This window comes from Erythrobacter fulvus (assembly GCF_028595285.1).
GTDB classification, from domain to species: Bacteria; Pseudomonadota; Alphaproteobacteria; order Sphingomonadales; family Sphingomonadaceae; genus Erythrobacter; species Erythrobacter fulvus.
This window is the reverse complement of sequence record NZ_JAQQXQ010000003.1, coordinates 290,110-309,506: the sequence shown is the minus strand read 5'-3', so window position 1 is coordinate 309,506 and position 19,397 is coordinate 290,110. Positions and strand designations below refer to the sequence as shown.

At 64.5% G+C, this 19,397-nt stretch carries 20 protein-coding genes and 1 pseudogene; 9 read left to right on the top strand and 12 right to left on the bottom strand.

Translation table 11 applies throughout. From position 1 onward, the window contains the following. Nucleotides 1-165: 165 nt before the first annotated feature. Both OIK40_RS15095 and OIK40_RS05900 read left to right on the top strand, forming a co-directional pair. Nucleotides 166-372 (top strand): annotated as a pseudogene (locus OIK40_RS15095) (integrase core domain-containing protein); the annotation flags it as partial. 265 nt (nucleotides 373-637) lie between these two features. Beyond that, nucleotides 638-865, top strand: a complete 228-nt coding sequence (locus tag OIK40_RS05900; RefSeq protein WP_273676977.1) for a helix-turn-helix domain-containing protein — start codon at nucleotides 638-640, stop codon at nucleotides 863-865. Nucleotides 866-1,116: 251 nt separating this feature from the next. On the opposite strand, the gene OIK40_RS05895 is transcribed toward OIK40_RS05900, so the two are convergent. Together OIK40_RS05895 and OIK40_RS05890 are read right to left on the bottom strand one after the other, a co-directional pair. Then, the gene (locus tag OIK40_RS05895; protein WP_273676976.1) at nucleotides 1,117-1,863 is read right to left on the bottom strand and encodes a sulfotransferase-like domain-containing protein; all 747 of its coding nucleotides are present in this window, start codon (nucleotides 1,861-1,863) and stop codon (nucleotides 1,117-1,119) included. Continuing rightward, the gene (locus tag OIK40_RS05890; protein WP_273676975.1) at nucleotides 1,860-2,774 is read right to left on the bottom strand and encodes an aminotransferase class IV; all 915 of its coding nucleotides are present in this window, start codon (nucleotides 2,772-2,774) and stop codon (nucleotides 1,860-1,862) included. The genes OIK40_RS05895 and OIK40_RS05890 overlap by 4 nt, the downstream gene beginning before the upstream one ends. 288 nt (nucleotides 2,775-3,062) lie before the next feature. Here OIK40_RS05890 and OIK40_RS05885 point away from each other — a divergent pair, with 288 nt between their 5' ends. Further along, nucleotides 3,063-3,815 carry an SDR family oxidoreductase gene (locus OIK40_RS05885; RefSeq protein WP_273676974.1) on the top strand — a complete coding sequence of 251 codons (753 nt, stop codon included), beginning with the start codon at nucleotides 3,063-3,065 and terminating at the stop codon, nucleotides 3,813-3,815. Here the strand turns inward: OIK40_RS05885 and OIK40_RS05880 are convergent, their stop codons facing one another. Further along, nucleotides 3,816-4,256 (bottom strand): TlpA family protein disulfide reductase, encoded by a 441-nt coding sequence (locus tag OIK40_RS05880; protein WP_273676972.1) that lies wholly within the window; start codon nucleotides 4,254-4,256, stop codon nucleotides 3,816-3,818. A gap of 145 nt (nucleotides 4,257-4,401) precedes the next feature. Here OIK40_RS05880 and argH point away from each other — a divergent pair, with 145 nt between their 5' ends. From argH to OIK40_RS05860, 4 genes are read left to right on the top strand one after another with little or no spacing between them, the layout of a single operon-like run. Beyond that, nucleotides 4,402-5,778 carry an argininosuccinate lyase gene (gene argH, locus OIK40_RS05875; RefSeq protein WP_273676998.1) on the top strand — a complete coding sequence of 459 codons (1,377 nt, stop codon included), beginning with the start codon at nucleotides 4,402-4,404 and terminating at the stop codon, nucleotides 5,776-5,778. Continuing rightward, nucleotides 5,775-6,014 carry a hypothetical protein gene (locus tag OIK40_RS05870; RefSeq protein WP_374211786.1) on the top strand — a complete coding sequence of 80 codons (240 nt, stop codon included), beginning with the start codon at nucleotides 5,775-5,777 and terminating at the stop codon, nucleotides 6,012-6,014. Before argH ends, OIK40_RS05870 begins: the two co-directional genes overlap by 4 nt. An 11-nt stretch (nucleotides 6,015-6,025) precedes the next feature. After that, nucleotides 6,026-7,285: a diaminopimelate decarboxylase gene (gene lysA / locus OIK40_RS05865; RefSeq protein ID WP_273676969.1), complete on the top strand. Its 1,260-nt coding sequence runs from the start codon at nucleotides 6,026-6,028 to the stop codon at nucleotides 7,283-7,285. Between the two features lie 7 nt (nucleotides 7,286-7,292). Then, entirely contained in the window at nucleotides 7,293-8,099 is an 807-nt protein-coding gene (locus OIK40_RS05860; protein ID WP_273676967.1) for a precorrin-2 dehydrogenase/sirohydrochlorin ferrochelatase family protein, read from the top strand. Here OIK40_RS05860 and OIK40_RS05855 read toward each other — a convergent pair. The 3 genes from OIK40_RS05855 to OIK40_RS05845 all read right to left on the bottom strand — a co-directional run bounded on the left by OIK40_RS05855 (nucleotide 8,096) and on the right by OIK40_RS05845 (nucleotide 11,066). Beyond that, on the bottom strand, nucleotides 8,096-9,094 hold the full coding sequence (locus OIK40_RS05855) for a MarR family transcriptional regulator (RefSeq protein ID WP_273676964.1): 999 nt from the start codon (nucleotides 9,092-9,094) through the stop codon (nucleotides 8,096-8,098). The genes OIK40_RS05860 and OIK40_RS05855 overlap by 4 nt on opposite strands. Nucleotides 9,095-9,184: 90 nt before the next feature. Continuing rightward, a complete protein-coding gene (locus tag OIK40_RS05850) occupies nucleotides 9,185-9,742 on the bottom strand; it encodes a L,D-transpeptidase family protein (protein WP_273676962.1) in 558 nt (185 codons plus the stop codon). A gap of 34 nt (nucleotides 9,743-9,776) precedes the next feature. Continuing rightward, nucleotides 9,777-11,066, bottom strand: a complete 1,290-nt coding sequence (locus OIK40_RS05845; protein WP_273676961.1) for an adenylosuccinate synthase — start codon at nucleotides 11,064-11,066, stop codon at nucleotides 9,777-9,779. Between the two features lie 130 nt (nucleotides 11,067-11,196). On the opposite strand from OIK40_RS05845, the gene OIK40_RS05840 reads away from it, so the two are divergent. After that, nucleotides 11,197-12,255, top strand: coding sequence for an alpha/beta hydrolase (locus tag OIK40_RS05840; protein WP_273676960.1), 1,059 nt, complete (start codon nucleotides 11,197-11,199; stop codon nucleotides 12,253-12,255). Nucleotides 12,256-12,264: 9 nt separating this feature from the next. On the opposite strand, the gene OIK40_RS05835 is transcribed toward OIK40_RS05840, so the two are convergent. From OIK40_RS05835 to OIK40_RS05820, 4 genes are all read right to left on the bottom strand, one after another. Beyond that, entirely contained in the window at nucleotides 12,265-12,654 is a 390-nt protein-coding gene (locus tag OIK40_RS05835; RefSeq protein WP_273676958.1) for a RidA family protein, read from the bottom strand. Beyond that, nucleotides 12,651-13,769 (bottom strand): ATP phosphoribosyltransferase regulatory subunit, encoded by a 1,119-nt coding sequence (locus tag OIK40_RS05830; RefSeq protein WP_273676956.1) that lies wholly within the window; start codon nucleotides 13,767-13,769, stop codon nucleotides 12,651-12,653. Before OIK40_RS05830 ends, OIK40_RS05835 begins: the two co-directional genes overlap by 4 nt. Before the next feature lie 142 nt (nucleotides 13,770-13,911). Continuing rightward, the gene (gene serA / locus OIK40_RS05825) at nucleotides 13,912-15,498 is read right to left on the bottom strand and encodes a phosphoglycerate dehydrogenase (protein ID WP_273676954.1); all 1,587 of its coding nucleotides are present in this window, start codon (nucleotides 15,496-15,498) and stop codon (nucleotides 13,912-13,914) included. A gap of 117 nt (nucleotides 15,499-15,615) precedes the next feature. Further along, nucleotides 15,616-16,794, bottom strand: a complete 1,179-nt coding sequence (locus OIK40_RS05820; protein ID WP_273676953.1) for a phosphoserine transaminase — start codon at nucleotides 16,792-16,794, stop codon at nucleotides 15,616-15,618. 186 nt (nucleotides 16,795-16,980) lie between these two features. On the opposite strand from OIK40_RS05820, the gene OIK40_RS05815 reads away from it, so the two are divergent. Continuing rightward, complete coding sequence (locus OIK40_RS05815; RefSeq protein ID WP_273676952.1) at nucleotides 16,981-18,174, top strand: glycosyltransferase family 4 protein; 1,194 nt, start codon at nucleotides 16,981-16,983, stop codon at nucleotides 18,172-18,174. 6 nt (nucleotides 18,175-18,180) lie between these two features. Here the strand turns inward: OIK40_RS05815 and OIK40_RS05810 are convergent, their stop codons facing one another. Together OIK40_RS05810 and OIK40_RS05805 are read right to left on the bottom strand one after the other, a co-directional pair. Then, entirely contained in the window at nucleotides 18,181-18,645 is a 465-nt protein-coding gene (locus OIK40_RS05810; protein ID WP_273676950.1) for a hypothetical protein, read from the bottom strand. 83 nt (nucleotides 18,646-18,728) lie between these two features. Then, entirely contained in the window at nucleotides 18,729-19,367 is a 639-nt protein-coding gene (locus OIK40_RS05805; RefSeq protein WP_273676949.1) for a PadR family transcriptional regulator, read from the bottom strand. Nucleotides 19,368-19,397 lie beyond the last annotated feature (30 nt).

Genomic DNA, 19,397 nt, shown 5'->3' with positions numbered 1-19,397 from the left:
AACGGCGACGCCGCCATGGCTGCCCTCCGGTTCCGCTACGCTCCACCTCCGGACAGCCATGGCGCCGGAGACAATCTTGAACTAACAATCAATACGGACCACTCAGTGGGGGCCGGTCAGGACAAGAGACTCCCAATGATGACTATGCTCACTTCGCTTTAAGCGCTCCTGAACAGAGAGATCTGTTACGTTCTGGCCGAATCTTAGATCCTGATCGAAGCCTGGCGGTGGAATTACAACACCATCAGACCGCACAGCCCACTAGGCTACCAACCACCGGTCCCGGAAACGGCGACGGCGCCATGGCTGTCCGCCGGTTCCGCTTCGTTCCACTCGCGGCCAGCCATGACGCCAGAGGAAATCTTGCAATAACAATCAACGCGGACCACTCAGCGGGGGCCGGTCAGGACGCCGCGCGGTTTTTCGCATGGACGGTTGTCGCGGTCGCCATTCAGGAAATCGCTTTCAACACGCTTGCATCTGTCATCCGCACCCCTGAGGATAGTGGACGAACCGCCTATTTCATGGTTTCGTCTCCGCAGCTGGTTTCACTGTTTCTGGGGGGCACATTGCTGGTATTCGCATCGATCTTTGCCAAAGCGAAATTTGTCGCTGAAGATAGCGCGAGCATCGTCTGATGCCGATCGTGGTGCGCCTTGACGTGATGCTCGCGCTGCGCAAGCGCAAAGCCAAGGAATTGTCCGCGGCCATCGGCATTTCGGAACAGAACATCAGCCTGCTGCGTCAGGGCAAGGTCAAGGGAATCCGGTTCGAAACACTCGACAAAATCTGCGAGTTTCTCGAGTGCGAGCCGGGCGACATTCTCGATCGAGAGCCCGCAGCAGAGTCCGCAGTTGTAGACTAGTCTTCGCCGCTCAGATCTTCAGCGATCGATGTCCGTTTTAGCCGAAAGCGGTCGATCGCGGTGGGCAAACCAGAAGGTCAGCAATGCGCCCTGCTGCCGGTCATTTCGCCAATCACTGTCGTGCCTCCAAAGGAGCATAGAGGCGTCGCTGCCGCGTCGAAGATAGCCGTTATCGCTTCAAGGCCACCGGCGCGACTTTGGCAGCTCCCGGCATCGTGCCCCAAGCACCCTGTTTCATGCCATCCTGCAGGCTAGACGGGAATTCGATAAGCCGCGAGCCGCTCGTAATAGGGAAGCGCAGCATCGGCGATGCGCTGGAGGTGCTCGGGCAAGGACGGCAGATCGGAGCCGGATTGAACGGCAAAGCCGGTGCTTTGCTCAACCGAGGCATACCATGCCGGCGCCCAGACACCGTCGCTTGCCCTCCGACCCTTGGGCCAGTGAAGCATGTCCGGGTCGAACGGAATGGCAAGGGCCGTGCACAGACGACGCAACACGCCTTCCGGATCGCGCAGCAGTTCGTCGCTATCGACCACCGGAGGTGCCGCGCCGGTCTCCTCCGCGAACCTGTCGAACAACTCCACCTGACGCATCAGGCCAATGTCGGCCAGCGCCACCTCTTCGCGCTTTGCGACATAGGAGTTTAGCACCCGGGCGGGTGCGCGGATCAGGAAAGCGTGACGAAAACCCCCCGTCCAGTCGAGGCCGAATTCAGGCAGCATGTGATGGGTCATATGCTTCTGATACCAGACCGCCGCATCGCTATTTCCGGCGCCTTGGGGCGCAGGCCCGGCAAGCTGCGCCGCAACATCCTGCCAGTCATTGGGTTGGGAACGGAGCACCTCGTCCCGCATCGGGTGGTCGAGACCGGTCGCCGCCAAGTAGGCAGCATAGAAGGGCTCGTCGCTAACGACGCAATCGGCACGGTTTTCGAAGGCGCGCATCATGGCCGTCGACAGGTTGCGCGGGCCTGACCACATGGCGATCCGGATCGTCATTGCGCTGCGTGCTCCCTGGCATAGCTGTCTTTCAGCCCTTCATAGGCTTCGCGGATTGCGATCGTGACGGGCCCGGGCGCCGATTTCAAGGCGTCGCCATCGATGCTGCCAGCAGGGGTGACCCCGCCCATGGTGCCGGTAACAAACACCTCGTCGGCGGCGAGCAGATGATCCGCCCCCCAATCGCCCTGCTGCAAGGGGGCCACCCCGTCCCTGCAAAGCGCGATCACATTGCCCCGGGTAATGCCGTTGAAGCAGAAGTCATCGCGCGAGGTGAACACCGTTCCGTCTTTCACCCAGAACAGGTTCGTCGCGTTGCAGCTTGCCACGAAGCCCCGATGATCGAGCATGATCGCCTCGTCCGCGCCTGTGTCCATCACTTCGAGCAGCGCGCGGATGTAGTTCAACCGGCTGTGGGTATTCAGGTGCATGTCGAATATCTCGGGCGGCGAGGTGCGGATCGAGGACATTGCCAGCGCCAACGGCCGCGCCTCGGCCATACGCTGCTTGAACTCGGCGGTGACCGCGATGGTGGGCTTGCCACTCGCGAAGCGCGGATCCTGATTGATCGTCGACTTGCGCCCACGCGTCACCATCAGGCGCAGATGCGCCCCGTCCTCCATCCCGTTCGCACGCAGCAGCTCCCAAAGGCTGGCGGTCAAGGCCGCGCGGGTCATGCCAATGTCTATGCGCAATGCGGCGGCGCCATGATACAGGCGATCGAGATGGGCTTCGAGAAACAGCAGCGCGCCTTTGTGCAGGCGTAGACCTTCCCAGACCCCGTCACCCAGCCCGAAACCGGCATCGAACAGCGAAACTTGAGCGTCACGCGCCGGAACCAGCTGTCCGTTGAGGAGCGCAAGCACGGCCTCGTTGCGGGTATCGGGGGTAAAGTCCTGACTGCCGGGCATAGGCTGGCCTCTCTCGCGGTTTACGGCTTGGGGTCTATCGGTCAATCAAGGCCGGAACAATCCGGCGCGCACTTGGCGCGTCATACAACGGATACGCTGGCCAAAGGTCGGGCACTCCGCACTGCGCAGCAACTGAGACTGAACTATGCTTCTGCGGGGGAAATGTTTCTGCTTTCATAAACCACACCCTTTCGTGGATGGATCCCTGCCCTGTTCCCCGCCCATTTGATCAGGCGCGTGCCGCGCAGCTTTCGGGCAGGAAAACACCGATCGGGAGGAAGAATCGCTATGGATCTGCAGCTTGAAGGCAAGACGGCGCTAGTGCTGGGCGCGAGCAAGGGTCTGGGGCGCGCCATCGCCCAGTCACTTGCCGATGAAGATGCAAAGGTCATTACCGTTGCGCGCTCTGCGGGCGATGCGGAGGGCTTCCACCATATCGCCGCCGATCTTGATGATCCCGCCGCGCCGGAAGCCATTATCGCCGCCGTCCGCGATTTGGGCCTTTCGCCCGATATCCTCGTGCTCAACCACGGCGGCCCTCCGCCCGGCCCGGCGGCAACCACCACACCTGCCGATTTTTCTGCGGTGATGGACCGGATGTTCAACGCCCAGTTGACGATTGCACAGGCATTCCTGCCCACAATGCGCGAACGCGGCTTCGGGCGGATTCTCGCGGTCGCTTCTACCAGCGTGATAGCACCGATCCCCGGCCTCGTGTTGTCAAATGCGGTGCGCGCGATGCTGGCTTCGTGGTGCAAAACGCTCGCCGCCGAGGTTGCGGCGGACGGCGTGACGGTGAACCTGCTCCTCCCCGGCCAGATCGCGACCGACCGGCTGGAGAGCCTGCACGCCGCGATGGCGGAACGCAGCGGCATGACCGCAGAGCAACTGCGCGCCAAATCGGTTGCGGCGATCCCCGCAGGGCGCCTCGGCAGGCCGGAGGAATTCGGCGACCTTGCGGCGTTTCTCGCCTCCCCGCGCGCCAGCTTCATCACCGGCTGCGCGATCAAGGTCGATGGCGGGCAGACCACCACGCTTTAGCTATTTGGTAGCCAGGCTTTCGCGGATCAGCGCGATGGCCTCGGGGCTATCCCATTCGTAACCGCCCGCAACCCGCAGCACTTCCCTGCCCTGAGCATCGAACAGGATCGTCAGCGGCAGTGCGCCTTCGGGCGTGAATTGCGCCGACAGGCTGGTTTCGGGATCGAGCCAGGGTTCGAGCCTGGAAAAGCCCTTCTCGGCAAAGAAGGGCGTCACCGCTTCGGCCCCGCGCAGGTCCTGGCTGACGGTGATGACGCGCACCTCGCCCTCCAGCTCTGCGGCAAGCGCATCGAGCTGCGGCATCTCGACCACGCAGGGCGCGCACCATGTGGCCCACAGATTGATCAGCACCGGCCCGTCCTGCGCCCCCAGATCGAGGCTGTTACCCGCCGGATCGGCAAAGGTCATCGCCGGAAGCGGGGTGCCCGCGAATTGCCGCACGACCTCGCCCGAAGCCGCGCCTGTCTCAGCCGGTTGCGCTGGCGCTTCGGCGGGCCTATCGCAACCCGCCAGAAGCAGGAGCAAAACGGCGGAAATGAGCGGCAATCGGGACATGACGGGCTCCGGAGATGGTGCGACCAACGCGATGTGGGGCGGACGCTTCGCTGACGGCCCTAGCGCGATCATGCGCGAAATCAACGCCTCGATCCCGTTCGACAAGGCGCTCTGGCGACAGGATATCGCCGCCAGCAAAGCGCATGTCGCAATGCTGGGGACGCAGGGCATCGTTTCGGCAGAGGATGCCGCCACCATCAGCGCCGGGCTAGATCAGGTCGCTGCAGAATATGAACGTGACGGCGTTCCCGAAAACTGGGATCTTGAAGACATCCATATGACCACCGAGGCGCGGCTCGCCGAACTGGTCGGTCCCGCTGCTGGGCGGCTCCACACCGCGCGCAGCCGCAATGATCAGGTGGCGACCGATTTTCGCCTGTGGGTGCGCGACGCCTTCGACCAGATGGACGAAGGGCTGGCCGCGCTCCAGCGTGCGCTAGTCACCCGGGCGGGCGAACATGCGGACAGTATCATGCCTGGCTTCACGCACCTCCAGACCGCGCAGCCCGTTACGCTGGGCCACCACCTGATGGCCTATTTCGAGATGTTCCGGCGTGATCGCGCGCGGATCGCCGATGCGCGGGCGCGCATGAACGAGTGCCCCTTGGGCTCGGCAGCGCTGGCGGGCACCGGCTTTCCGATCGACCGTGAAATGACCGCTGCGGCGCTCGGTTTCGACGGGCCCACCGCCAATTCGCTGGACGCTGTATCCGACCGTGACTTCGCGCTCGATTTTCTGTGGTGCTGCTCGTCTGCCGCACTGCACCTCTCGCGCCTTGCGGAAGAACTGATCCTGTGGGCCAGCCAGCCTTTCGGTTTCATCCGCCTGCCCGACAGCCTTTCCACCGGCTCATCGATCATGCCGCAAAAGAAAAACCCCGACGCGGCGGAACTGGTGCGCGGCCATGCCGGGCGGGTGATCGGCAGCCTCACCAGCCTGATGATCACCATGAAAGGCCTGCCGCTGGCCTATTCGAAGGACATGCAGGACGACAAACCCCCGGTATTCGAGGCAGCGGGCCTGATGGGCCTCAGCATTGCAGCGATGGCCGGGATGATTGCGGGCAGCACCTTCAATACCACCCGGATGCGCGCCGCCGCCGAACTGGGCTACGCCACCGCGACCGACCTTGCCGACTGGCTGGTGCGCGAGGCCGGCATTCCCTTCCGCGAGGCGCACCACATCACCGGCAGTGCCGTCAAACTGGCCGAAAGCCGGGGAATCGCGCTAGACCAGTTGCCGCTGGACGACCTGAAGGCGATCGATACCCGGATCGACGAACGAGTTTATGCCGCGCTGTCGGTCGACGCCTCGGTCGCGGCGCGGGCATCCCATGGTGGAACCGCACCCGATCAGGTCCGTTTGCAGGTCGAACGCGCCCGGGCGATGCTGGGAATGGAGGAATGATGCGGATCGTGATTCTGCTCGCCGGTGCGATGCTGCTTGCCGCCTGCGGCTCGCGCGCGCCGCTCACCCCGCCTGCGGGTGCAAGCTTGCCGGTCGCTCCAACTGGCGCGACCACCCCGCCAAGCGCCGACGAATTGCTCCGCCGCGATGCGCTGGCGGCGCCGGAACGCAGCGTGGAATTGCGCCGCCGCTCCGAAGAACGCCAGGACGATCCTTTCGACCTGCCACCCGAATAACGAAAAGAACGATGGACCATTTCACTTATCTGGACGGCGTGATGCACGCCGAGAACGTGCCGCTGCCGCGTATCGCGGCGGAGGTGGGCACCCCCGTCTATGTCTATTCGCGCGCGACGCTGGAACGCCATGCGCAGGTGTTTCGCGAAGCGCTGGCCGATGTGCCGGACAAACTGATCGCCTTCGCGGTCAAATCCAATCCCAACCTCGCTGTGCTGAAGGTGCTAGGCGCGCAGGGCATGGGTGCAGACGTGGTATCGGTGGGCGAAATGCGCCGCGCGCTTGCGGCAGGGATCGCGCCCGGGAAAATCGTGTTCTCCGGCGTGGGCAAGACGGCGGCGGAAATGGTCGCGGCGCTGGAAGCCGGGATCGGTCAGTTCAATATCGAGAGCGAGGAAGAGGGCATAGAGCTTGCCGCCCTCGCCGCCGAACGCGGCATGACGGCGCAATGCGCGTTGCGGATCAATCCGGATGTGGACGCCGGCACGCATGACAAGATCTCGACCGGCAAGGCCGATAACAAGTTCGGCGTGCCCATCAGCGAAGCGGGCCAGATCTTCGGCAAGCTCGCCGGCCTGCCGGGTGTGAACCTGCGCGGCGTCGCGGTGCATATCGGCAGCCAACTGGCCGATCTGGCACCGCTGGAAGCCGCCTTTGCCAAGCTCGGCGCGCTGGTGACGGCGCTGCGCGGCGCCGGTCATACGATCAGCCATGTTGATCTCGGCGGCGGGCTGGGTGTGCCTTATCGCGTGGGAGAAGTGCTCCCTGCCCCCGCCGAGTACGGTGCAATGGTCACGCGGGTGACGAAGGACTGGGGCGTGACCCTGATCTTCGAACCGGGCCGGGTGATCGCGGGCAATGCGGGGGTCCTGCTGACCCGTGTGGTGCGGGTGAAGCGCGGGATCAATGATCCCTTCGTGATCGTCGATGCAGCGATGAACGATCTGGCCCGCCCTGCCCTTTATGGGGCGTACCACCATTTCGAGGCGGTCGAACCCAAGGGAGCGCGGATGACGGCGAACATCGTCGGCCCGATCTGCGAAACCGGTGACACCTTCGCCATGGGCCGCGAATGCGATGCGCTTGTTGCAGGCGATCTCGCCGTGTTCCGCACGGCGGGCGCTTACGGGGCGACCATGGCCTCATCATACAATTCGCGCGGCTTCGTGGCCGAGGTGCTGGTTGATGGCGACAGGTTTGCCGTGGTTGCCGACCGGATCGAGGCAGGCGCGATCATGGACGCCGAGCGCGTGCCGGAATGGCTGGCGTAAAGCCACGATGAGCCGGATCGCCAGCCTGCCGCTGTTCCACCAGATTGCGGGACAGGATGTGCTTGTGCTGGGCGATGGCCCCGCCGCCGAGCCCAAGCGGCGGTTGGTAGAGCGCGCTGGCGGGGTGGTGGTGGACGATCTGGCCCGCGCCATCGACGAAGGCGTGCGGCTCGCCTTCATCGCCTACGAGGACGCGCGGGCCTGCGAGGTTGCGGCGATCAATGCGCGCTGTGCGGGGATGCTGGTCAATGTCGTCGACCGGCCCGAGCTTTGCGATTTCACCACCCCGAGCATTCTCGATCGCGATCCGCTGCTGGTGGCGATCGGCACGGGCGGCGCCTCGGCGGGTCTGGCCAAGCATGTGCGGTTGCGGCTGGAGCGGGTTTTACCCGATACCTTAGGGTTGCTGGCGAAGGCACTGGAGGCAGTCCGACCGGTGTTGCGGGGGCGCTTGCCTGACGGAGCAGAACGGCGCAGAGCGGTGGACACGGCGCTGCGCGAAGGCGGCGTCCTCGACCCCTTCGATCCTTTGGCGCATGAACGGGTGACTGACTGGGCTGCGGGCAGTGTGGATCCAGCCACGGGTGAGATGGTCGAGATCACGCTTTCCAGCCCCGATCCCGAAGAACTGACCTTGCGACAGGCGCGACTGCTGGGCGAAGCCGACATGCTACTGCTCGACGGGCAGGTTCCCCCAGCAATCCTCGCCCGCGCCCGCGCCGATGCGGCACGACGGCCGCGGGATGGCGCTGCACTACCAGAGGCAGACGATGCCGGTCTGACGCTGATCTTGCGCTATCGTCCCGAAAATTAGGCGGCCAGCGTCACCGGAGCGCGCAGGCTGGCAAAGTAACCCGCCATCGCCGCCAGCGAGCCTTCGCTAAGCGCGATGAAGGCACGGCGCTTGTCCGACGGATCGGGCACCCGTACGAAAATGCCGCTTTCCACCATCTGGCTGAGCCAGCGCAGCGCGGTGGTGGCGGGAACACCCGCAGCGATGCACAGCGAAGTGACCGAAACCTGTGTGCCTTCGCCATGCGCAGCGGTGAGATCAAGCAGCATATCCCACGCCGGATCGCCGAACAGTTCGGCATCGAAGAAACGCGCGCGTGCCTGGCGGTTGGCGATCACCTGGCGCACCATTCGCGGATCGGGCAGCGAAGGCTTGCCGTGAGAAGCGCCGAAGCCCGAAGGCACAGGCTCAGGCCCATGAAAATCGTGCTTGTGTTCACCCAGCTTCGCTGCGGCTGTCGGCTCGGGCTGCGAGATCCGGTCGAGCGAACGGGCGATCGCTTCGACCTGCTGCGACAAGCGCAGCAATGCAAGCCGATCATCCTCGGCCATTTCGCGCACCCGTGAAGCCCCCGCCTCCCCCATCACCCGCCCGACAGCGACCACGCGTTCGGCACGGCTCGGATCGACGAGTATCTGCGGGCCCGACTGGTCAAGCACAGCGAAGACATCATCGAGCCCCGCCATCGACGTCGCAACGATCAGCTTCGCACCCGAACGCGCCACCCGCATGTCCAGCCGCGCGAGTCCCGCCAGCATCAGCCCGTCAAGCCCGCGGCTGCCGCTGACAGCACAATCCACCAGCACCACGTCGCCCAGCAGCGCAATCGGGCCTTCGATCAGCGCCGCAATGCTGCCACCGTCGATGGTGCGAAACCCGGCACCGCCGAGATCGGACGCGACCTGATCGCGCCAGATTGCGTTTTCACCATAGATCGCGACCCGCGCGGGCAGGCCCGCCCCGTCGCTGGCCATGTCATAGGTGAAATCGGCCTGTTCGTTCGACTGGATCAGCATCGACTCGGCTCCAAGAATGTTGGAACGAGAATAGAACAAAACCGGATCAGGTCAAGTAAACATGCGTAGTTGCGCCGGATACTGCCCTGCTTACGGCCTGATTTCGATCACCGTCCCGTCCGGCACGATGCGCCACAATTCCTCGATCTCGTCGTTCGAAAAGGCGATGCAGCCGTCGGTCCAGTCGCCCGGCACCCGGCCAAAGGGCAGCGCGTTGGGCTGGCCGTGGAGGAAAATATCGCCCCCCGGCGAGCGCCCGAATTGCGCGGCATAGGCGCGATCGGCACGGTTGGGATAGGATACCTTGAGGCTGAGGTGATAGGCGCTGCCGGGATTGCGCCCTTCGATCACATAGCGCCCTTCCGGCGTGCGTTCATCGCCTTCGAAGCGCTTGTGTCCCTGCGGGCGGTCGCCGAATTGCAGACCCCGCCACACCTTCACGGGCTGGCCGCCGGCATAACCGATCATCATCCGTTCGGACTTGTCGACCAGAAGATAATCGACGTGGGCGAAGCGTCGCTCAGGCATAATCCGTGCGGCTTCCCGCTCCAGCGGCGGGAGCACTGAGGGCGCATCGACTACCTTGGGCGGCGGCTGCGAGCAGGCGGCAAGCGCCAGTAGCGGCAGGAGAGAAAGACGACGCTTCATTACCGCGCAGGATAACCCCTTGCGGCGTTTGCGATCAATCCACGAAAGGATCACGCATCAGGATCGTATCGTCACGCTCTGGCGAGGTCGAAACGAGCGCCACCGGACATTCGATCAGCTCCTGAATCCGCTGGATGTACTTGATCGCATTCGCCGGAAGGTCGGCATAGGATCGCGCGCCTGCGGTGCTTTCGCTCCAGCCGGGCATTTCCTCGTAGATCGGCTCGCAGTCGGCCTGATCGGCGGCATGGCTGGGCAGGTAGTCATAGACCTTGCCGCGCAGGCGATAGCCGGTGCAGATCTTCACCCGCTCCAGCCCGTCAAGCACATCGATCTTGGTGAGCGCGATGCCGGTCACGCCAGAGATCGCACAGGACTGGCGCACCAGCACAGCATCGAACCAGCCGACGCGGCGCTTGCGGCCGGTGACGGTGCCGAATTCATGGCCCCGCTCGCCCAGACGCTGGCCGATGTCGTCCTCCAACTCGGTTGGGAAGGGGCCGGAACCGACGCGGGTGGTGTAGGCCTTGACGATGCCGAGCACGAAGCCGGTCGAATTGGGGCCGAGGCCGCTGCCCGAAGCCGCCGTGCCGCTCACCGTGTTGGACGAGGTGACGAAGGGATAGGTGCCGTGATCGACGTCGAGCAGCACGCCCTGCGCGCCTTCGAACAGGATCTTGGCGCCCGCGCGGCGCACCTTCTTGAGGCGCTTCCACACCGGCTGGGCAAAGCGCAGCACGAAGGGGGCGATTTCGCGCAGTTCCTCCAGCAGCGCGGCACGATCAACCGGGGGCTGGCCGAACCCTGCACGCAGCGCATCGTGGTGGGCGCAAAGGCGATCGAGCTGCGGTTCGAGCGTGTCGAGATGCGCAAGGTCGCACACCCGGATCGCGCGGCGGCCGACCTTGTCCTCGTAAGCCGGGCCGATCCCGCGTCCGGTGGTACCGATCTTGCCCTTGCCCGCCGCAGTCTCGCGCAAGCCGTCTAGGTCGCGGTGCAGCGGCAGGATAAGCGGACAGTTATCGGCGATCGCAAGGTTCTCATCGGTGATCGAAACCCCCTGCCCTTCGACCTTTGCGACTTCATCACGCAGCGCCCAGGGATCGAGCACCACGCCATTGCCGATCACCGAAAGCGTGCCCGAGACGATGCCCGAGGGAAGCAACGAGAGCTTGTAGGTCTTGCCGTCGATCACAAGGGTATGGCCGGCATTGTGCCCGCCCTGAAAGCGGACCACGGCATCGGCGCGGCTGGCAAGCCAGTCGACAATCTTGCCCTTGCCTTCATCGCCCCACTGGGCGCCGATCACGGTGACGTTGGCCATGTGTTTCCTTCAGGTCATGCCGAAAAGCCGCGCGGGCACTAGGCTGTCCGGCGCAAGGTGGCAAGCGCGCGCGAAGGGTTGTTGCGCCTTGGCCGTTGAAGCAGGGTAACAGGATAGACGAGGAACCTGCATGAACACCGCCACCAAAGCCCTGCTGGCCGCCGCCGGCCTTGCCGCTCTCGCCTCTCCGATCCTTGCCCAGCAGCGCGGGCAAGCGCGCCTTCCGGCGGAATGTCGCGAGGAAATCGTGAAGCTGTGCGGCACCGATCGCAGCCAGATCCGCACCTGCCTGCGAGAGAAATATGCCGGACTGTCGGAATCCTGCGCGGCGCAGCTGCGCGAACGGATGCAGGAAAGGCGCGGCTCCGGTGCCATGATGGGAGCCGGAACAGGCCCGCGCGCTGGCCAGTATGCCAGCGGCAAGGTCTCCAGCACGGTTATCTATGGCGATCACCTGCGCCAGCAGGTCGATGTCTACACCCCCGATGATGCCGTGGGCGACACACCGTTGGTGATGTTCATTCATGGCGGCGGCTGGCAGAGAGGCAATCACAAGGCCACGGTGCAGGCCAAGCCGCAGCACTTCAAGGACATGGGCTATGTCTTCGCCTCGGCAGGCTACCGGGTGCTGCCCGATGCCCCGGTGGAACAACAGGCCGCCGACATAGGCGCCGCCTTGCGCGCCCTGCGTGCGCAGGCTGAGAGCGGCGGCTTCGATCCCGAAAAGATCGTGCTGATGGGCCATAGCGCGGGCGCGCATCTTGCCGCGCTGGTGGCGACCGACCCGCAATATGCCGGCGATGCCTTCACGGCGATCAAGGGCGTCGTGCTGCTCGACGGGGCGGGCTATGACGTGGCGGAAGCCGCTGCGCGCCCGACGATGGAGCTGCCGACGCTGTACAGGGATGTGTTCGGCAGCGATCCGGCGCGGCAGAAGGCGCTATCCCCGATAAGCCACGTGGGCGGCAAGGATGCCCCGCACTGGCTGGCGCTCTATGTCGCCGAGCGGGCAGGCTCCAAAGCACAGTCAGAGGCGCTGGCAGGCGCGCTCGCCAAGGCCGGCAAGGATGCGCAGGCGATGGCGATTACCGGCACCGATCACGGCCGGATGAACCGCGAACTCGGCACCGATGCCGGTGCAGCGCAGACGCAGGCAGTCGATGCGTTTCTGAAGAAGGTGTTCGGCTAGTCCGCGCTGTCAGACGGTCGCGATCACGTCGATCTCGACCATCAGTTCTGGCAGCGCGAGGCTGCGCACTTCCACCGTCGTGTCGGCCGGATAGGGCGGCGTGAAATAGCGCTGGCGGGCTTCAACGATCTTCGGGAAGTTCGCCATGTCGGTGAGATAGATCGTCACCTTGACCACGCGCGAAAGATCGCTGCCCCCTGCCGCCAGCACTTTTTCGATATTGGCGAAGGTCTGCGCCAGCTGGGCATCGAAATCGTCCGGACCGACAATGCTGCCATCCGCCCCGATGCTCGCCTGCCCCGAAAGGAACAACAGATCGCCGACTTGCCAGCCGGGCGCGATGAAATAGGGCGCGAGCGGATCATTATCGAGCGCGATCGGCTTTGCCGGGCCGGTCATGGGCGCTGCTCCAGTGCCATCGGGGCACCTGCGTCGAGGATATGCGTGCAGCCGAGCGCCACCGGGTCCTCGTTCTCGGACAATTGGGCGACGGTGCGCCACCCTTGCGAGCGATATTGCTGCGCGACATCAGCGTCATGGCCGAGCGGGAGATAGAGTGTTTCGTCCGCAGCGGGTTCGGGGGCACCCTGCGCCACGCGATCGAGATAGAGCGTGAAGCCCGTCGCCGGTTCCTCGCTACCCGCAATGCGATAGGTGCCGCCGCGCCCCAGCGCGTGGCGCAGGCCTTCGCCGTAGAGCGTGAAGCCGAACCACGACTGGTATTCGAAGCCGTGCCGCTCCGTCGGGTCGAGCGTGATACGCGCGGTATCGCCGATGCGCGCGGCAATCGCCTCCAGCCCGTCGAGCCGCGAGGCCAGCACGCCGTCGCTATCGAAAGCCCGCAGCTTAGACAGCGCATCCGCGAAAGGCCCGGTGGCATAGAGCAGCGGCAGGTAAGCCGACCCGCCGACCGACTTGAGCCCGCCGGCATCCTTGGTGTCCAGCTCGCGGCGGATCGCTTCGATCGTATCCGGCGACAGCGATGTATCGCGCTCCGCCAGCGTATCGACCAGATCGGGCAAGGTAAAATCGACCGACAGGCCGGTGACGCCCGCGTCGGCCAGCGCCTCGATCGCCACCGCGACGATCTCGCCTGCCGCCGCGACGCTGTCGGCCCCGATCAACTCGCCGCCCAGCTGTAACCGCTCGCGCGCGGGATCGAGCTGGCTCGCCTTGATCGTTACCGTGTCCCCGCAATAGGCCAGCCGCAGCGGACGCGGCGCTGCGGCGAGACTGGTCGAGGCGATCCGCCCGATCTGCGGCGTGATATCGCTGCGCAGGGCCAGCGTGCGCAGGCTCGCCGGATCGGTCATGCGGAAGGTGCGCCCTGTCTCCACCCCGCGCATCCGGCTGGCGAGCGAGCTTTCGAATTCAAGCAGCGGAGGAAGCACGCGGTCATAACCGTGCCCGGCCAGCACCGTCAGGCAATTGCTCATGGCATCGGTAATGCGGCGCGCCGCACCGGGCAGACGGTCCTCGAGGCCTTCGGGCAGGAGATCGTTGGGCTGGGTCATGTGTGAGGTGCGCTATAAGACAAACAGGCAGAGAGCAACGCCGACCTTCGGTTCGCACAGCAGTCCGCAAGCGCAACCGCGCGCCGGCCGGCGGGCCGGCCCCTCGGCAGGGAGGTTGGCGCAGCCAGCCTCCCGCGAGAGATCAGAACGCCAGCGCCTTGACGGTCTTCACGCCTTCGACCTTTTCGGCCTCGGCGATGACTTCCGGGGTCAGCGCCTCGTCGAGGCTCAGCAGCAGCACCGCTTCCCCGCCCGCTTCGCGGCGACCGAGGTTGAAGGTGCCGATATTGATGCCCGACGCGCCCAGCAGCGTGCCGATGCGGCCGATAAAGCCAGGCTTGTCGTCATTGACGATGTAGAGCATGTGCCCGGCCAGTTCCGCCTCAATCCCGATGCCGAAAATCTCGACCAGACGCGGCGCGTCATTGCCGAATAGCGTGCCGGCGACCGAACGCGGCCCCTGCGCGGTTTCCACCGTGACCCGGATCAGGGTGTTGAACGCGCCCTCGCGCTCGTGCCGGATTTCGCTCACATCAAGGCCGCGCTCCTTGGCGAGGAACGGCGCGTTGACCATGTTCACCGTGTCCGAATAGCGGCGCATGAAGCCCGCCAGCACGGCGGCGGTAATCGGCTTGCCGTTGAGTTCGGCGGCCGCGCCTTCACGCTCGATACTGATGTGGGTGAGGTTGCCATGCGCGAGCTGGCCGACAAGGCTGCCCAGCTTTTCGGCGAGCGCCATGTAGGGACGCAGCTTCGGGGCTTCCTCGGCGCTCAGCGAAGGGACGTTGAGCGCGTTGGTGACGCCGCCATTGACGAGGTAATCGGCCAACTGCTCGGCCACCTGCAACGCCACGTTGACCTGCGCTTCGGTGGTCGAGGCGCCCAGGTGCGGGGTGCAGATGAAATTGGGCGCGCCGAACAGCGGGTGATCCTTGGCCGGCGGTTCGGTTTCGAACACGTCGAGCGCCGCGCCCGCCACTTGACCGCTTTCAAGGCAGTCCTTCAATGCCGCCTCGTCGATCAGGCCGCCGCGGGCGCAGTTGATGATGCGGATACCCTTCTTGGCGCCTTCGAGCCGTTCACGGCTGAGGATGTTGCGCGTCTCGTCGGTCAGCGGGGTGTGCAGCGTGACGAAATCGGCGCGCGAAAGCAGCGTGTCGAGATCTACCTTCTCGACGCCCATCTCCACCGCGCGATCTTCAGTCAGGAAGGGATCATAGGCGATCACCTTCATGCGCAGGCCGAGCGCCCGGCTGGCGACGATCGAGCCGATATTGCCCGCACCGATCAGGCCGAGGGTCTTGTTGGTAAGTTCGACCCCCATGAACCCGCTCTTGGGCCACAGCCCGGCCTGGGTCTGGGCATTGGCATCGGGAATCTGGCGGGCAAGCGCGAACATCAGCGCAATCGCGTGTTCGGCGGTGGTGATCGAATTGCCGAACGGGGTGTTCATCACCACCACGCCCTTGGCGCTGGCATAGGGAATGTCGACGTTGTCGACGCCGATACCCGCGCGGCCGATCACTTTCAGGTTGGTCGCGGCATCGAGCACCGCCTTGGTCACCTTGGTCGACGAACGGATGGCGAGGCCGTCATAATCGCCGATGCGGGCGATCAGTTGTTCGGGCGTTTCGCCGGTGATGACATCGACATCGCAGCCGCGCTCTTCGAAAATGCGCGCGGCATTGGGGTCCATCTTGTCGGAAATGAGAACTCTGGGCTTGGTCATGGGAAATACCTTCCACTCGTCATCCCGGGCCTGAACCCGGGATAGCGCGATCATCGCGCATGGGAACTGGGGAGAGTGCCCCGGCACAATGGCCGGGGCGACGCAATTCGGACGGCCTCATCCGTTCTTGACCTTTTCATAGGCCCATTCGATCCACGGCAGCAGGCGCTTGATGTCCTCCTGCTCGACAGTCGAACCGCACCAGATGCGCAAGCTCGGCGGCGCGTCGCGGTAGCCGTTGAAGTCGTAACCGATGTTGCGTTCCTCAAGCAGCTTGACGATCTTCTTGGGAACAGCGGCCTGTTCGTCGGCCGACAGACTGTCGTACCATTCGCCCTGGAACACCATGCACACGCCGGTATTGGTCTGCTTGGCCGGGTCGGCAACCATGTTGCGCAGCCACGGGGTGGCCTCGATCCAGTCCTTGACGATCTTCGAATTGGCATTGGCCCGTTCGACCAGCGCCTTGCGGCCGCCGATCGATTTCGCCCATTCGAGCGCGGCAATGTAATCCTCGGTCGCCAGCATCGAAGGCGTGTTGATCGTTTCGCCCGCGAAGATGCCGGCGTTTATCTTGTTGCCCTTCTTCATGCGGAACAGCTTGGGCAGCGGCCAGGCGGGATCGTAGCTTTCGATCCGCTCGACCGCCTTGGGGCTGAGGATCAGCATGCCGTGCTGGGCTTCCGAGCCCATTACCTTCTGCCAGGAATAGGTGGTGGCATCGAGCTTGGCCCAATCCATCTCCTGCGCAAAGATCGCGCTGGTGGCATCATTGATGGTGATGCCTTCGCGGCCCGGTTCCAGCCAGTCGGTGTTCGGGATCATAGCGCCGCTGGTGGTGCCGTTCCACGTGAACACCACATCGTTGCGCTGCGGGATGGTGGTGAGATCGGGGATCTCGCCGTAATCGGCGGTCATCACCTGAAGGTTGGGCAGCTTGAGCTGCTTGACCGCGTCCTGGATCCAGACATTGCCGAAGCTTTCCCACGCCGCGACCGTCACCGGGCGCGCGGGATCGAGCATCGACCACATCGCCGCCTCTATCGCGCCGGTGTCCGATGCAGGCATGATGCCCACAAGGTAGTCGTCAGGGATGCCGAGCAGTTCGCGCGACAGGTCGATGGCATATTTCAGCCGTGCCTTGCCCAGCGCCGAACGGTGCGAACGGCCGAGCGATTCGGTTTTGAGCTTGTCCAGCGACCAGCCGGGGAATTTTGCCGTGGGCCCCGACGAGAAAAAGGGGCGCTCAGGCTTCAGCGTAGGCTCGTGCTGGAGCCCGCGAACGTAGTCAGTCATGTATTCTCTCCTTGCAGAGAGCTCGCGCGGCGTTGGGACCGCGTGGCCCGCTGGCCGCACTAGAGTTGCGCGGGAAAGAGTCAACGCGAAATAACGCGGATGCGACCGGATGCCCCGGGGAACAGATCAATTTGCGTCGTCCAACCCCTCGCCAAGCGGCGCGAATGTCACTAATCAGGCGGCTCCATGCAGACCAGTGACCTTCGCATCGCCCTGTTCAGCGGCAACTACAACTACACCCGCGACGGGGCCAATCAGGCTCTGAACCGGCTCGTCGGCTCCTTGCTTGCCAAGGGCGCGGCGGTGCGCGTCTATTCGCCCAAGGTCGCCAATCCCGATTTCCCGCCGACCGGCGACCTCGTCGGCCTGCCCAATGTGCCGATGCCCGTGAAGGGCCGCGGCGAATACCGCCTGCCGACCGGTCTGGGCGCGACGGTGAAACGCGATCTGGAAAAGTTCCAGCCGAACATCGTGCATCTGTCCTCGCCCGATCCGTCGGGGCATGCCGCGCTGCGCTGGGCGCAGGATCACGACATTCCGGTGCTGGCCTCGGTCCACACCCGTTTCGAAACCTATCCGCGCTATTACAAGATGGCGTTCCTCGAACCGTTGATCATCCGTCTGCTTCGGCGTTTCTACAACCGCTGCGACGCGCTGGTCGCCCCTTCGCAAAGCATGATCGACGAGCTGCTGGCGATGGAGATGCACGACGATATCGGGCTGTGGAGCCGGGGAGTCGATCGCACCATCTTTTCCTCAGCCCGCCGCGATCCCGAATGGCGGCGCGAATTGGGCCTTGCCGACGATGACGTGGCGATCGTCTTCCTTGGGCGGCTGGTGATGGAAAAAGGGCTCGACGTGTTCGCCGAAACCATCGTCCAGCTGCGCCGCAAGCAAGTGCCGCACAAGGTTCTGGTGATCGGCGACGGCCCTGCGCGCGGGTGGTTCGAAGCGAACCTGCCGGGCGGAATCTTTGCCGGCTTCAAGACCGGTGAAGCGCTGGGACAGGCCCTGGCAAGCGGTGACATCTTCTTCAATCCGTCCGTCACCGAAACATTCGGGAACGTCACTCTCGAAGCCATGGCGAGTGGGCTGCCGGTGGTCGCCGCCGGCGCGACCGGCAGCGCCAGTCTGGTTGCAGAGGGCGTAACGGGACGGCTTGTGGTGCCTTCATCGAAGGAAGCCGACGCGGTCGCCTTTGCCGAAGCGCTGGCGCCCTATTGCACCGATCCTGCCTTGCGCGCGGCGCATGGGGCGGCGGGAGAAACGCGCGCGTGCGAATATGGCTGGGAAGCGATCAATCAGGTAGTTGCCGATACCTATGTCCGGCTGGTCGAAGCACGCCGCGACCTGCAGCAGCGCGAGCGCGCCGCTGCCTAGCACGGCTTATCGCAACACCCCTGCCCGCGTCATCGCCCGCGCATAAAACGCCATGCCGATGACCGACAACCAGATCACCATGCTGAACACCAGCTGCCCGGTGGTGGCAAATTCGGGCGGGATGTCGGAAATGAAGGTATAGGCGGTCGATCCGGCCAGCCCGACCAGTGATGCGACCAGCGCATGAAAGGCGAAACGGCTGCGCAACAGCAGCAGGATCGCCCCGGCCACCGCGCCCCATACGCCGAGCGCCCAACACACCGTCGCCCAGAGCGGATAGGAATTGAAATAGGCGAGAATGGTTTCGACGCTCACGCCCATGCTGTCCGCCGCCATGCCGAGATAGGCGGCGTTCTGCGTCTTCGTCATCACGTAATCATTCGCCCCGCCTGCAAACCACAGCAGACTGAGGATGCCCAGCACCCAGAGGTGCCACGGTGCCTTGGCGCGCGTTGCGCTGATCTTGTTCATGGGCTCTCCCTCCCCCACCCGGCGCAGGCCGGACGGAGGAGAGATTAGGCCCATTGTGCCTTAGCCGCAATCGCGGCGCTGCATCACAGCCGTTCGATGCGCTTGGCCATTTCGTCGATCATGTCGACGATCTCGTTGATCGTCCGCTCGTCCAGCTTGCCCGAACGGGCGCGGTTCTTGAGCACAATGCCGAGATTGCCCATGGCACGGAACAGATCGGGCGAGCGCATCCGTTCAGCACGGGTGGCGTGGCGGCCGAGGCGGCGCATCAGTTCCTCCACCTCGTCCTTGCGATCCTCCAGTTCAGCGCGTCCGGCATCGGTCGCGGCAAAGGGCTTTTTCGCGCCTTCGGCCTCTGCCTCCTCGATCTGGCCCTCGTCGGCCAGCATCTGGAGCGTCGGATAGACCGCGCCCGGGCTGGGCGCATAGCCACCGCCGGTCATTTCCTCGATCTGCTTGATCAGCTCATAGCCGTGCGCGGGCTGTTCTGCGATCAACGCCAGCAGTGCAAGGCGCAGCTCGCCCTGACCGAACATCCGTCCCCGGCGTTCGCGGCGGCGATGGCGACCATCTTCACCTTCGCCTTCGCTTTCCTCGCTATCCCAGCGCCAGCGCATCTTCATGCCGGGGCCGCCCATCGTGGCGTTATTCATCGCCATCATCGCGATTGCCTCACCCAGTTTGTCCCAGCCGCCGCTGCGACCATATTTGTTCCAGCTCATTTCTCGCATCCTCCGTGCATTTCGATACGC

Coding starts and splice junctions, on each gene's coding strand:
- OIK40_RS05870 (WP_374211786.1), top strand. CDS start 5,775: ATGATGCGGATCGTGATTCTGCTCGCCGGTGCGATGCTGCTTGCCGCC.
- OIK40_RS05850 (WP_273676962.1), bottom strand. CDS start 9,742: ATGAAGCGTCGTCTTTCTCTCCTGCCGCTACTGGCGCTTGCCGCCTGC.
- OIK40_RS05890 (WP_273676975.1), bottom strand. CDS start 2,774: ATGCCCGGCAGTCAGGACTTTACCCCCGATACCCGCAACGAGGCCGTG.
- OIK40_RS05805 (WP_273676949.1), bottom strand. CDS start 19,367: ATGAGCTGGAACAAATATGGTCGCAGCGGCGGCTGGGACAAACTGGGT.
- OIK40_RS05820 (WP_273676953.1), bottom strand. CDS start 16,794: ATGACTGACTACGTTCGCGGGCTCCAGCACGAGCCTACGCTGAAGCCT.
- OIK40_RS05845 (WP_273676961.1), bottom strand. CDS start 11,066: ATGGCCAACGTCACCGTGATCGGCGCCCAGTGGGGCGATGAAGGCAAG.
- OIK40_RS05810 (WP_273676950.1), bottom strand. CDS start 18,645: ATGAACAAGATCAGCGCAACGCGCGCCAAGGCACCGTGGCACCTCTGG.
- lysA (WP_273676969.1), top strand. CDS start 6,026: ATGGACCATTTCACTTATCTGGACGGCGTGATGCACGCCGAGAACGTG.
- OIK40_RS05840 (WP_273676960.1), top strand. CDS start 11,197: ATGAACACCGCCACCAAAGCCCTGCTGGCCGCCGCCGGCCTTGCCGCT.
- OIK40_RS05895 (WP_273676976.1), bottom strand. CDS start 1,863: ATGACGATCCGGATCGCCATGTGGTCAGGCCCGCGCAACCTGTCGACG.
- OIK40_RS05830 (WP_273676956.1), bottom strand. CDS start 13,769: ATGACCCAGCCCAACGATCTCCTGCCCGAAGGCCTCGAGGACCGTCTG.
- OIK40_RS05900 (WP_273676977.1), top strand. CDS start 638: ATGCCGATCGTGGTGCGCCTTGACGTGATGCTCGCGCTGCGCAAGCGC.
- serA (WP_273676954.1), bottom strand. CDS start 15,498: ATGACCAAGCCCAGAGTTCTCATTTCCGACAAGATGGACCCCAATGCC.
- OIK40_RS05855 (WP_273676964.1), bottom strand. CDS start 9,094: ATGCTGATCCAGTCGAACGAACAGGCCGATTTCACCTATGACATGGCC.
- OIK40_RS05860 (WP_273676967.1), top strand. CDS start 7,293: ATGAGCCGGATCGCCAGCCTGCCGCTGTTCCACCAGATTGCGGGACAG.
- OIK40_RS05885 (WP_273676974.1), top strand. CDS start 3,063: ATGGATCTGCAGCTTGAAGGCAAGACGGCGCTAGTGCTGGGCGCGAGC.
- argH (WP_273676998.1), top strand. CDS start 4,402: ATGTGGGGCGGACGCTTCGCTGACGGCCCTAGCGCGATCATGCGCGAA.
- OIK40_RS05815 (WP_273676952.1), top strand. CDS start 16,981: ATGCAGACCAGTGACCTTCGCATCGCCCTGTTCAGCGGCAACTACAAC.
- OIK40_RS05835 (WP_273676958.1), bottom strand. CDS start 12,654: ATGACCGGCCCGGCAAAGCCGATCGCGCTCGATAATGATCCGCTCGCG.